The organism is Microcoleus sp. CAWBG58 (assembly GCF_020883045.1).
Lineage (GTDB): Bacteria > Cyanobacteriota > Cyanobacteriia > Cyanobacteriales > Microcoleaceae > Microcoleus.
The window spans coordinates 1-12,841 of the sequence record NZ_JAHRFA010000028.1 but is presented as its reverse complement, the minus strand read 5'-3'; the positions used below and the strand labels follow the sequence as shown (position 1 = coordinate 12,841).

General features: G+C 46.2%; 11 protein-coding genes and 1 pseudogene. 6 read left to right on the top strand and 6 right to left on the bottom strand.

All coding sequences use genetic code 11. The annotated features are described in order from the left end of the window. The first annotated feature begins 137 nt into the window (after positions 1–137). A complete protein-coding gene (locus QZ918_RS14650) occupies positions 138–608 on the top strand; it encodes a hypothetical protein (protein WP_293336184.1) in 471 nt (156 codons plus the stop codon). A gap of 288 nt (positions 609–896) precedes the next feature. Here QZ918_RS14650 and QZ918_RS14645 read toward each other — a convergent pair whose 3' ends face one another. Together QZ918_RS14645 and QZ918_RS14640 are read right to left on the bottom strand one after the other, a co-directional pair. Further along, complete coding sequence (locus QZ918_RS14645) at positions 897–2,327, bottom strand: phosphoglucomutase/phosphomannomutase family protein (protein ID WP_293144841.1); 1,431 nt, start codon at positions 2,325–2,327, stop codon at positions 897–899. 227 nt (positions 2,328–2,554) lie between these two features. Continuing rightward, positions 2,555–3,871, bottom strand: coding sequence for an RNA-guided endonuclease InsQ/TnpB family protein (locus tag QZ918_RS14640; protein WP_293336182.1), 1,317 nt, complete (start codon positions 3,869–3,871; stop codon positions 2,555–2,557). Between the two features lie 55 nt (positions 3,872–3,926). Between QZ918_RS14640 and QZ918_RS14635 the strand changes: the two genes are divergently transcribed. Together QZ918_RS14635 and QZ918_RS14630 are read left to right on the top strand one after the other, a co-directional pair. Continuing rightward, positions 3,927–4,175, top strand: coding sequence for a hypothetical protein (locus QZ918_RS14635; protein ID WP_293336180.1), 249 nt, complete (start codon positions 3,927–3,929; stop codon positions 4,173–4,175). 541 nt (positions 4,176–4,716) lie between these two features. Then, the gene (locus tag QZ918_RS14630) at positions 4,717–5,811 is read left to right on the top strand and encodes a hypothetical protein (RefSeq protein WP_293336178.1); all 1,095 of its coding nucleotides are present in this window, start codon (positions 4,717–4,719) and stop codon (positions 5,809–5,811) included. Between the two features lie 88 nt (positions 5,812–5,899). Here the strand turns inward: QZ918_RS14630 and QZ918_RS14625 are convergent, their stop codons facing one another. Next, on the bottom strand, positions 5,900–6,292 hold the full coding sequence (locus QZ918_RS14625) for a DUF423 domain-containing protein (protein WP_293336176.1): 393 nt from the start codon (positions 6,290–6,292) through the stop codon (positions 5,900–5,902). Between the two features lie 271 nt (positions 6,293–6,563). Further along, positions 6,564–7,250, bottom strand: a complete 687-nt coding sequence (gene bchM / locus QZ918_RS14620; protein WP_293336174.1) for a magnesium protoporphyrin IX methyltransferase — start codon at positions 7,248–7,250, stop codon at positions 6,564–6,566. Positions 7,251–7,322: 72 nt separating this feature from the next. Between bchM and QZ918_RS14615 the strand changes: the two genes are divergently transcribed. Continuing rightward, positions 7,323–8,060, top strand: a complete 738-nt coding sequence (locus QZ918_RS14615; protein ID WP_293336172.1) for a DUF4058 family protein — start codon at positions 7,323–7,325, stop codon at positions 8,058–8,060. Between the two features lie 188 nt (positions 8,061–8,248). Here QZ918_RS14615 and nagA read toward each other — a convergent pair whose 3' ends face one another. Then, entirely contained in the window at positions 8,249–9,478 is a 1,230-nt protein-coding gene (gene nagA, locus QZ918_RS14610; RefSeq protein ID WP_293336170.1) for an N-acetylglucosamine-6-phosphate deacetylase, read from the bottom strand. Between the two features lie 566 nt (positions 9,479–10,044). Between nagA and purE the strand changes: the two genes are divergently transcribed. Together purE and QZ918_RS14600 are read left to right on the top strand one after the other, a co-directional pair. After that, positions 10,045–10,572: a 5-(carboxyamino)imidazole ribonucleotide mutase gene (purE, locus tag QZ918_RS14605; RefSeq protein WP_293336168.1), complete on the top strand. Its 528-nt coding sequence runs from the start codon at positions 10,045–10,047 to the stop codon at positions 10,570–10,572. 77 nt (positions 10,573–10,649) lie between these two features. Then, entirely contained in the window at positions 10,650–12,254 is a 1,605-nt protein-coding gene (locus QZ918_RS14600; RefSeq protein ID WP_293336304.1) for an ammonium transporter, read from the top strand. 339 nt (positions 12,255–12,593) lie between these two features. Here QZ918_RS14600 and QZ918_RS14595 read toward each other — a convergent pair. Further along, positions 12,594–12,841: pseudogene (locus QZ918_RS14595) on the bottom strand (hypothetical protein); the annotation flags it as partial.

The following is a 12,841-nucleotide window of genomic DNA, read 5'->3' as shown; positions in this document are numbered from 1 at the left end:
TAATTTATATATGTAAAAAGTCGATCGCCTTTCGGCCTGGAAAACTAAAAGGCGATCGTCTGTAAAACTTACATAGACAGTTACTAGCTGTCTTAAACACCTACCAGACTTATCTACAATCAGAATAGGTACATACTATGATATCAGATGCTCCGAGAAAATCATCGGCGATCGCAGAATCCAAGATAATTCATAAATCTCCCGTCCTGCATCCGCTGGCGAGATTTGTCACAGAAGACACAGTAGCACTGCTTTTCAACATCTCAACAGAGGAGATTTACCGGATTGAATGCTGCCGCTACATGGTGTACGTGCACGCCAAAGGCATCAGCCGGTTTGTCAGCTACGCCGATTTTCCCCCAATTATAGAAGTAAGGCCGATCGCCCTGCAAGATTTTGGCAGATGGTACAAACGCTGGAAAAGCAAGCTAGCACCGGCTTTTTGGACTAAATTCTACACCCACAAGTTCAAAGAGGCTGTGTCAGTTGACGGTTTGTTGGAGTGGGGACTGTTGGTAGCTAAACTCAAATCGGCAATTTCTGGGGCGGCGCTACAACAGCTACGGGATGTTTATGCCGCAGAAAAAGATTTGATGGAAAAATTTTGAGGTGCGATCGAATACTGATAATTTTGATTTGTTTGTCAATGGTGGCTGACAAGTATTGATGATTAATAGACCGATTGCATAAGTCTTTGATTGGTACAGAAATCGCATATATCAGACTGATAAACACAGATGCGACGCAGATAATTTAAGTAATTGAAAACGAATGAATACCAGAGATATAATGTTCACAAGCTTGGCAAATTTTATCAAAAATAGGTAAGGTGCGCGGCGCGCACCCTACAATCTCAAAGCTTAGGAGAAAAACCCCGCATTAGGATAAATTGAAAGTTAAGCAGGTTCTAACTGGGCAATTACCTTTTCCATGTACTCGGCAACTTTGGTTTCCTTTTCCACAGAGTTGGTTTCCATGTAAACCCGCATCAAAGGTTCGGTTCCCGAAGGCCGCAGCAATACCCAACCGCCGTCTTCAAGATACAGTTTAATCCCGTCTTTGCGTCCCAATTCCTTAACGCCAATACCCGCTATTTCTGTCGGGGGATTTTTGGTGAAAGAGTCCAAAACTGCTGCTTTGTGCGCTTCTTCTAGGTGCAAGTCCAAGCGTTTGTTGTACAGAGGGCCGTCAGCTTCTTTGATGGCTTCTTCTACTAGCTGAGATAGCGGTTTGCCTTCATAGGCGATCGCCTCAGCAACTAGCATATCAGCCAAAATCCCGTCTTTTTCGGGGATGTGACCCAAAACGCTCAAACCGCCAGACTCTTCGCCACCGATGAGCACGGCTGTTTCCCGCATCTTTTCGCCGATGTATTTAAAGCCGACTGCGGTTTCGTAGATTGTTAAACCGTATTTGGCGGCCATATTATCTAGCAAGTGAGTAGTTGCGACGGTACGGACGATCGCCCCAGTCAAGCCTTTATTCTTAACCAAGTGACGCGCCAACAGCAACAGTACAGTATTCGGAGTCAAGACATTACCCAACTCATCAACAATACCAAAGCGATCGCTGTCGCCATCCGTAGCCAAACCCAAATCTGCCGCATCCTTCTTAACAGCTTCCACCAACTCGACTAACTGTTCGCCCTTGGGTTCAGGCATTCCGCCCCCAAACAGCACGTCGCGGTAAGTGTGAAAACTTTCCAAATCGCAGCCGCAGTGTACCAAAACTTCGTCTAGATAGCCGCGAGAAGTCGAATAGAGGGCGTCGTACTTCACCTTCAACTTAGCAGAGCGAATCCGCTCCACATCGATCAAAGTATACAGAAACTTCAGATATTCGGGTTTCGGGTCAAAAGTGGAGATTTTATCGTTGTGGCTGCCTATGGCTGGGGCATCAGAAGCGCCAGTAATATTTGCCACAATGGTATCCGTAATTTCCGGGGTTGCAGGCCCTGCGTAATCGGGGATGTATTTGATGCCGCAGTAAGGTGCGGGATTGTGCGAAGCCGTGAACATCAGGGCGCCTGCGGAGTTGAGATGCTTGGCGCTGTAGGCTATAACTGGCGTCGGGCAATCTCGATCGACTACCATCACCGTCCATCCCAAATCTGCCAAGACTTCCGCCGATGTGCGGGCGAACTCGTCTGCCAAAAAGCGGGTATCGTAGGATACTAGCACTGGGCGGTCTTTCGTGTAAGCGGTTTCGAGGTAGCTGGCGATCGCCCGGGTGACTTTTCGCACGTTGGCAAAAGTAAAGTCATGGGCAATCAGTCCCCGCCACCCATCGGTTCCGAACTTGATTTCTGTTGAATTGCTGGCGCTCATTTTATCCACTTCCTCTCGTCCTACTAATCCTACCCGAAGGCATAGCCTTAAAGATGCACTGGCTATCTGTTTGTAACGATCGATAGCCTGTGGGGCATGGAAACCCACTCGTATCGTTGTAGAGCCAAGGTACCTCTTCCGACAGAGGACTGGAACTAGCCAGGGTTTGTAAAGTGTAGGAACGATCGGGCGAGTCGATCGAGATTCCGGTTGTCAACTACCCAGCATCAAGCGGAGTACCGCACGAGATGTGGGCTTGTATCTGAGCTCCACCGCAATTCCGAGAACCTTTGCAGAATCTCAGCTTTAGTTTCACAGCCCGACACATCAGGGGATGCTGACAAGCTCCCCGTACTCGTCCAGTCTTGCCGGACAAGCAACGTTCTTATCGCAATATTTCGCGCACCCACCAAATCAGCATGAAGTTCATGGTTACAACATTCACATCGGAACAACAGCCCTTTGTTCGGACGATTCCCCGTCGAAGTATGCCCGCACTTAGGACAACTTTGCGAAGTGTAATGCGCTGGAACTTTAGTAGCTAAGGAGCCATTCAGATTAGCCTTATAGTCGATATAACCGTGTAATTCGGCAAATGACCATTTAGCTTTATTCCGATTTGCTTTTCTCTGCTTTTTACTAGCTTTATCCCCAGCCTTAGACTTAGTTCTTTCCCGAATTCCGGTTAAGTTTTCTAGTCCAATTAAGCTGTTGGTTCTAGCAATTTTCTTACTGATTTGGTGGTTCACATCAGCGATAAACCGTCTCTCTCTTCCCGACAAAGCAATTAATCTGCGCTTTGCCGAACGAGTGTCTTTACGCTGAAGAGTTCGTCTCGCTTTGTGATAGCGATTGGCTTTGTGTCTGGCTGACGATCCTGAATAGAACTTCGACTTATTTTGCAAGTCTGTTTCCACGGCAAGGTAGCGCATCCCCACATCAACACCAGAAACTCTGGTTATTTTCAGTGGGTCAACTTCAGGAGTTTCTACTTCAATACTCACCATTAAATAGTAAGTTTTAGAAGAGCGCTGATATACAATCTTGGCTGCCCCAATCTTGGAACCGCTGACAATCAAATCCAGATGCTTGTTATAGCCATCATAGGTCACTACTATTCTGCCAGCTAAAGTGATAATGCTCACCCTTTGCTCTGTCTTAAAAGAGTAGTCACGTTGATAGTTTAAGGTACAAGTCCGAGAAACGTACTTAGGAACTCGATCCAGTCCTTTGTATCGCTTCTTGGTGTATCCTTTAGCGATAGCATCGTTAGATTGTTTAACCTTAGTCCAGAGGGTTTTGTAGGTTGCTGACACTTGTCTAGGCACATTGCAAGCCATTTGAGCGCCCAGCCCAAATCTTTCGCGCAATTCGTTATAGACAGATTTCTGCAACTTAAGCCCATTGCTGGTTTTGCCCGCATCAAAAGCGACTTGTGAAGTATAGTTCAAAGCGTCACGGTAGGCTAAAGCAGTCTGAGCTACCAGAGCTTTTTGCTCGGCGTTCAGATTTAGCTTTAACTTGGCGGTGATTACCTGGAACATTGTTTTTCACAAACTATAATCAGAGCTTATCTCGTGAAGAGAATCAGGTCAAGTGTTGTCAAAAAATAATTTGCTCCTTCATCGACCGCCCCTCACCCTCCGACATCTCAAGCTATCGTTTTGGTTCGGGGCGGATCTCTTCACTCGCGCGCATTCACGGACGACGCTCACCTGGGTACAAGTAGAGCGCGGGACTCCTGCTGGTTTAGTTGAAGCGCGAGCGGGCGATCGAATGGATGGCAATCGATTGCGGCCGGCTGAGAAAGCTCAAAAAACCAGCACCAAAAAATCGAGCTGGCAATAGAATTCACAAAACTCACATAAATCTGATTCCCCTCTCAAATTTAATAATTTATTTAGAAATGCCGCTCGTTGAATGTGTTAAGCTTTCCTCACAAATGTCAGACTAATTTTTTTGGCTTGATATAGGAAAATAAATCAATCAAAGTCACCGCTCGATCGTGATGTAGCCTAGATTGTTTAAGAACTTAGGGCGATCGACACAAAGGATAAAACAAAGATAAAATATCTCAACGAGCAATTTTTTCAAGGCAGACTAGAGTTTAATTCTGAGCTTTTAAGACAAATTTAATTTATTTTTGCCGTCTTTACAGGTAAAGAAAAAAAATCGGTGACGATCACATAGTGACTGTGATCGAGCGCACAATAAATAGCGTTATTAACGTGCAAGTTATATAGGATAGAAGCAGTGCAGCCAAATGGCTCATAGTTTTAAGCACAATGGCGGATGACTGTCAGGGTATAAAAGCAGAAGATTATATTTGATAACGTTAAAAATTAGGGGAATCTATCGGGTACGGCTTTATAAAACAACGAGGTTTCTCATGGCTGGCATTTCACAACTATCTTCAAAGTTTTTATCGGTGGCCGACGAACTGCAACAGGGCGACAGTTTTGCGTCACAGGCTATTACGAAATCGGACACTCACAACATCCCAGACGCTAAAGGAGTTAGCATTTCCTCCTTGGCAGTTAGCTGGGCAAAAAAATATTACAGTACAGTAGCGGCACGAGAAAACCAAACACATCAGCAAATCTCCGAGAGCCGAGATTTCAGCAATTTTGATGGCAATCGAGCCAAAATAGTTGACAAATTGACAGATACTCTGAAAGTTGCCAGCCAGATAGCTTGGAATAAAGTAGAGGCACTTTTAGGGGAACAAATAGAGCGACACGCGATCGATCCCAGCTTAATTGATCGAGAAGAAATTGCCGCCGACACTCGCAGCTTATATCGGAAAGCAATAGACGCTTACGGCGATAGGGAACCTGTTTTCCGCTTGTCAGTGCTGGTGGGAAAAGATATTGTCCAAGTGAGGCGGAAATACTCAGACACAGATCCGTTAGTGCTGGGATTTGTGACGTTAGAGTTTCAATACACTAGCAAAATCTTGTTAGGATGTCTTTCGGAGTCAGAGCGATCGGAATTTGCACCCTACTTAAAAGTTGTAGACGACTACCTGCACATTCCCCACGGAGAGATTAACGAAGCTGCGGCGGATCATGCGCCGAATTCAAAAGCTCTCTTAGCCGTTCAGCATTTGTTGCAGCAGACAACTCAGATTGCTAGTGCAGTGTACGATCGAGCTAGTTCCCAGCATCAAGGATACCGCAGCAGCAGCGGTTATTTGACCGATCCGCAGGTCAAAATTTCTGGCATTCGGGATGTCGAGATTTTTCAAAGTTATTTGTGCTGGTGCGTTTTGGAAGAAAGCATTCGCCCGGTACAGCAAGAATTGTTTCCAATCTGCGTGATGCTGTACCCGAGACTTCATGTAAGTTGGGAATTAGTGCAGGATATGCTGCTAATTTTATTTTGGGAAATATCCGATCGCCTCCCGGCTGCCGATGTTATGGTATTTTTACCTTACTTGCGGACTGTGACAGATATGTTTTCCAGCGATGTCTTTGACAATTAGAGAATTGGGAATTGGGAATTGGGCATAGGGCATGGGGTTGAAAAGCGGATCTCTGGCGGAAGGCTTTGGCATTGGTAATTGCCAATATCTATTTAAAACTCCAAGCTGCAACAGCCAAACAGCCCCAACCGACAATAAAAGCAACTCCGCCCACAGGCGTAACTGCACCCAGCCATTTGATGTCAGTCAAACTCAGGGCGTACAAACTACCTGAAAAGACTATCGTGCCGGCAATAAAAGCCCATCCAGCCACTGCAAAAAAGGTTTCAGACTCTGGGGCGCGGCTTAATAATAAAGCGACCAGTAATAGAGCCAGGGCGTGGTACATTTGATAGCGGGCGCCGGTCTCAAAAATGCCTAAAGCGCGATCGGTCAATTGATTTTTCAAAGCATGGGAGGCAAAAGCCCCGCCCGCAACCGAAAAACCTCCGAATACGGATGCCGCTGCTATGAAAATGCGTGTTAGGATTAGGGTTGACATAATATTTTTTTAATTGATAATTGGTAATTGGTAATTGATGAACATCAATATACTTGAGTTGCATTCATTCACAAACTATATTGAAATCATCTGCGTTATCTGCGGTTTCCCTATCAAGGAAAAATTAGCAAATCAATCCCAGAAAATGGATCGCTCCTGTAGGTACGTTGTTGCGCTTGGGCGCTCTTTCATTAAAAAGCGCCCGAGCGCAACAACGTACTGCAAACCCTACGTTTATGCTAAATTAGCTTTTTAGCCGATTTTTTTTAACCTATTTCCGAACAGCTTCCAGCAAACGAGAATAGTAAAAGCTGGTGCTATTCATGGCTGTTCTGTTAATCGCAAAACCGTTGCTTTCGAGGATTTTGATAATATCAGCTTCGCGGTGCTGGTAGGCGCGGGTAGTTTTGCTCGGCCCGGGGAAAAGTTCGCCAAATTTTTTGAGCGCGGTAAGTGCTAAAGTTTTGGGGGCAAAACTCAGAATTAGTCGCGATTGGGCGATCGAACTTAGATGAGAAATCATTTCCGCAGCCTTACTCTGAGGATAGTGGATCAGCACGTCCAAACAAATAACGGTGTGAAATTTGCCCGTTAAAGCTTCCAAATCCTGGGCGGCGAAGGAGATGTTGTACAGCTTGCCGGGAACGGCTGTCGATCGATCGTAGGCTTCTGCTACCATCTTTTCAGAGATATCGCTAGCGCAAACAATCGCCCCAGCCTCAGCTAGGGGGATGCTGAGAGATCCCACACCGCAGCCGGCATCGCAAATTGAAAGCCCGCGCAAATTGCCGTCAGCTTGCAGCCATTCGGTGACTGTATCTACAGTTTTCTGGTGCCCCGTGCGGATGTCTAGCTGCACTTTATTGACTTTACCGTCGCCGTAAATTCGTTGCCAGCGATCGAAGCCCGTGGAGTTAAAATACTGTTTGACAATATCCTTGTCATTTACCAAATTCATCTTTCTGCCTGCTGCTGAGTTATTGCCAACGATTAGACATTATAATTTTAATTAGCGCTAACTTTAAAAAATATGGTGCTACAAGATCATTTCCGCCCGCCGCTGTCAGCGCGCCGTCACTGGCACGCCTTTTACAATGCTTGGGCGACTTATATTGCATCTGACTTGAATGCCAAATTACCCGAAGGTTACTTTGCCGAACCCAACGTGCAGTTTGAAATTGAAATTGATGTAGCAGCTTTTGAGGAACCCCTACCGGACTTTGATTGTCCAGAGACGGTAATTAATTTGCCAATAGATTTACCAAACAATTGGATGTCGCCCCCAGCACAAAGCATACCTTTTATACCTGTGGCGGAATCTGTACAAGTCAATATTTTTAACACAGAAGGTGGCCCGGTTTTAGCAGGTGCAATTGAATTAGTAACTCCTGCTAACAAAGATCGTTCTAGTCATCGCTGTGCTTTTGTGTCTAAGTGCGAGACGTATTTGCGACAGGGAATTGGGTTGGTAATAGTTGATGTTGTGACGGTTAGGAAGGCAAATCTTCACAATGAGTTGTTGGCCCGTTTGGCGGGAGGAAGTGCTTCGCCCTTCGACGCTGACCTCTATGCTACAGCTTATCGCGCGATCGAGCGAGACGGCAACCAATGTCTAGATATTTGGCAGGAAAACTTAGCTGTGGGTTCCACGCTTCCTACTTTACCGCTATGGCTGCGGGGTGAGATTTGCTTGGCTGTGGAATTAAATAATATTTACGATCGCACTTGCCGAGAACACCGAATTATATCAAGTCCGGTTAATTGCTGACAATCCTATACGGGCATTGGGCATTGGGAAGAAGGTCAAACAGGGCATTGGGCATTGGGCATTGGGCATTGGGCATTGGTAACTTAAAAAAGTTGAATTATTTTTCTTTCTTTCTTTCTTTCTTTCTTTTTCCATCCGTTACATCCGTTACATCCGTTACAAAATCCGTTGCCGAACTTCCTTCTTCCTTACAACAATCGATGCCAAGTTAATTCTTTTGTCTGGGAATTTAAATTCCAGCGCAACAATTGATCTGCCGATTTGCCGATAATTCCCGAAAGCCCGATCGCCTTTCTGGGAGAATCAGTAGCAAGGGCGATCGCACTTTCTGCGTCGCAAATCCCCCACCTTACCAAATTCTGCACTCCCGCCAACAGCGACAGAGTTGTACCTGCTAAAGTAGCAGATTCCAGCGGCGAATGGTAATCCAATCTTACCCATGCTGTACCTTTTCTGACTTCCATTTGTCGGGAATCCCAAGGATAAACACCGTCAGGCAAACCCAAAGGAGCCAAAGCATCGCTTACCAAAAAAACGCCTGTGTCGTATCTGCCAGCACGCAGCAAAAAATCGATCATTGTCGGAGAAACGTGCTTGCCGTCAGCAATTAAACCGCATTTTACGCCCGGATAAACGATCGCCACTCCCAACAAACCCGGTTCTCGATGATGCAAACTCGGCATCGCATTAAAAGCGTGAGTTACCATGGAAGCTCCTTGGGCAAATGCTTGCTCTGCTTGCTCTGCCGTCGCTTGGGAGTGTCCCAGACTGACGGCAATTCCCAAACTTTGCAAATAGGGAATGACTTCACCAGTGCTGTCTAACTCCGGCGCTAAAGTAATTATTTTGACAATATCGGCACAATCTCCTAAAACTAACTTGACATTTTCTATCGTTAGTGGTAGTAAAAACTCAACTGGGTGAGCTCCTCGCTTCTGGGGGTTGAGAAAAGGGCCTTCGAGGTGAACGCCGATTATTTCGGCACTTTGGGATTTATTGGTGGCGGGAGCAGCGGTTTTTGCAGTCCGCATATAATCAGCTATCGTGGAGAGCGATCGTCTAAACTTATCGAGGGAAGTTGTCACCAAAGTCGGCAAAAAAGCATCAACTCCCTGATACCATAAAAATTGACAAATTTTAGATAAAACTTCAACATCCTTGCTTTCTAAATCTGGGAAAGCTAAACCGAGTGCTCCGTTAATCTGCAAGTCAACACCGCCCAGAGAAACCCAATCACCCGCAGCGTCGATCACTTGCAAATTGGGAGGAGCAATTCGTTTAAATACTTTGTCCATCGAACAAACTTCTTGAATGATGCCCGTGTTGTCAACGGCAAGCATCTGCAAATCCTTGCAACCGGGCAGGCGAGCATTGAGAATATCTGTAGGGGCGGCAGTTGGGGTTGTGGCTTCAGTCATCCGATTTTAGATTTTAGATTTTAGATTTTAGATTTTAGATTTGCTCGCCTCGATAAATCTGCGGGCTCGTGATGAGGATGTGGAGATTTTTGCTTTCTGCACTCTTGGCTTGTCACCAAATTGCTTTCGAGCATGAGTTGGGCTACAAAATATCTAAATTTTAGAACTCTTGCTCTCGTCAAATTTACCCCCCGCAAGTCCCCCCTTATTAAGCTACGGTGTACACACAACTCCTAGAAACCTGGCTATGTCTGACACAACCTGACGTAGGCAAGGTTTTGAGAGTAGCGAACTTTTGATCGAGAGTTTTAGCTTATTGATAATGGTTGACGGGAAATCAAGGATTAAAAAAATAAATTTCCGTTTTTTTGGGTCATCTGATTTCCAACTCGACTTGTGTGTACACCGTAGCCTTATTAAGGGGGGGAAACAAGAATAATCTTACCCCCTCCCCTTACTCGCTCTGAGGGTTGGGGTGGGGTGCGTTGTATTTCTGCAAGAGATCTTTTAGTTAACGCCATAACTTAAAATTACCATTAATCTGAAATCTCACATCTGAAAATTGCATGAGTCAACCGACAGTTGGAATTATCATGGGCAGCGATTCTGATTTGCCTACCATGTCTGAAGCGATCGCAATTTGCGAAGAATTCCACGTACCTTGCTCCGTAGCAATTGTCTCCGCCCACCGTACCCCGGATCGGATGGTAGAATACGCTCAAACCGCGCACCAACGAGGTTTGAAAGTAATTATCGCAGGTGCTGGGGGGGCGGCACACCTGCCGGGTATGGTAGCATCTTTAACACCATTGCCGGTAATTGGCGTACCAGTAGCGAGCCGCCACTTGCAAGGGATAGATTCGCTGTACTCGATCGTCCAAATGCCAGCCGGCATACCGGTAGCAACAGTGGCGATCGGCAATGCTAAAAATGCTGGCTTGCTGGCAATTCAAATATTAGCAGTTTCCCAGCCTCAATTGCTAGAGCGAATCCTGGATTACCGCAAAACTTTGTCGGAATCTGTCATGAAAAAACAAAATCAGCTAGAAGACCTAGGCTATCAGAAGTATCTCAATTTGAACAGTCAGCTATAAACTTCTGTAGTACAATTTAGAAAATTTTCGGACTATTGCTGAGCTAATTAGTTGTAAAGAGAGTGAAAGTGACTAAAATGACTGTCGGAAAGAAAAAATCAAAACAATTCAGGCGGGAGTCTTTGAATTTGCCAGCCGCTAACTTTTTGACGAAAGTCAACAGGTTCAAGAAATTACAAAGGACGATCGCCCGCCTCAGCCCCAGTTGGCAAGCCTGTATACCTTTAGCTGCCATTATAGTCTTAATTTGGGGATATGCAGCCGTAGCCCAAACCCCTGCGCCCGCACCAACCACCGAGGAACAATTAGCCAGCCTCAAAGTGGGCATGGATACCATGTGGGTTATGGTGGCTGGGATGCTAGTGTTCTTTATGAACGCAGGTTTCGGGATGTTGGAAACCGGTTTTTGCCGCCAAAAAAATGCCGTTAACGTGCTGGCAAAAAACTTGATCGTGTTTGCGTTGTCTACAATTGCTTATTGGGCGATCGGCTTTGCCTTAATGTTCAGCGACGGCAACGGTTTTGTCGGTACAAGCGGCGGATTTTTCCTGTGGAATGTAGCCGACAATAGCCCTGCGACAGGAGAGGCCTATCAAGGCATTTTCGACTCGCTTAACTGGGCGGGAGTACCTCTCAACGCCAAATTCTTTTTCCAATTAGTTTTTGCTGGAACTGCTGCCACGATCGTTTCTGGAGCCGTTGCAGAGCGAATTAAATTCCTGGACTTCTTAATTTTCAGCTTGCTGTTAGTAGGCATTGCTTACCCAATTACCGGACACTGGATTTGGGGCGGCGGCTGGCTGGCAAAAGCAGGTTTCTACGATTTTTCAGGTTCGACAGCGATTCACTCTGTAGGGGGTTGGGCTGCTTTGATGGGAGCGGCATTTTTGGGGCCGCGGATTGGCAAGTACCGCGACGGCGATACTGTGGCGATGCCGGGACACAATATGAGTATTGCTACTCTGGGCTGCTTGATTCTCTGGTTGGGTTGGTTCGGATTCAATCCTGGTTCGACAATGGCTGTAGATCCAAATGCGATCGCCCATATTGCAATCACCACCAACACTGCCGGTGCTTTCGGGGGAGTTGCAGCCACCATCACCGCTTGGCTGTATCTGGGCAAACCAGACTTGTCAATGATTATCAACGGCATTTTGGCTGGCTTAGTGGGAATTACTGCTGGTTGCGCTTGGATCAACATACCCAACTCTGCCATTATCGGGACGATCGCCGGCATCCTCGTAGTTTTCGCCGTCACTTTCTTTGACAACTTAAAAATTGACGACCCCGTAGGCGCAACTTCAGTTCACTTAGTCTGCGGCATTTGGGGAACTCTAGCCGTTGGCTTGTTTTCTGACGGCCCTGGAACTGGAATTTATTCCGCAGGCCCGAAAGCGGGATTGTTTGTGGGCGGAGGTTTCGATCAACTAATACCGCAGTTAATTGGCATTATCTCTGTAGGTGGGATGACCGTGCTGCTGAGTACAATTTTTTGGGCTGCACTCAAAGCTTTGTTAGGTATCCGGGTTTCTGCTGTTGAGGAGGCTGAAGGTTTGGATATCGGCGAACACGGGATGGAAGCTTATACCGGGTTTGTGAAGGAAACTAGCTCTGGGAACAGAACAGAGAGCAGCTACGGCGGTTATTCTGGGGGTGGTGCCGACAGGACTACCAAACTTTAGAGCCAAACTTTAAAGCGTGGGGCGATCGACTTTCTTCAGCTTTCTGGCCCTAGATGGGCGATTTGTACGTCCATCTAGGGCTTGACTCTGAAAAACCACAATCTGAAATCCCCCGCCCGCAGATACAGTGCAGAGCGCACTCTTGAGCCTTTTAAACCCGGTTTCTCGTTCTGGGTTGCTTCCTAAAATCGCGCAATTACCTTAACAAATCGGGAGTGTCAATAAGCTAGGAAAGAAAAAAATCTGACATCCTCCCACACAGAATCGAGGATTACAGCGTGGGGTTCCCAACTCAACCACGAAACTTATCCAACAAGCTTTCACTTATTGAACAGAGGTTTAGATGTCCTTGGGCGTTAATTCGGGAGTGTCCCCCCTACTGATTATTTCAAGTCCTTTTGCCAAAAGATTACGACTGGCGTTTTCATCCCTGTCGAGAATACAGCCGCACTCACAAGTATGGGTAGCGAGCAGCAAGCAAAATAACTCAACATTTGTGGTAAAACCTTTACAAATCTCTTGATGGTATGCTATGTTTATACTATTGGGGTCAAATTTATGTTGAGGCAAAAAGTTGTTCGTGTTAC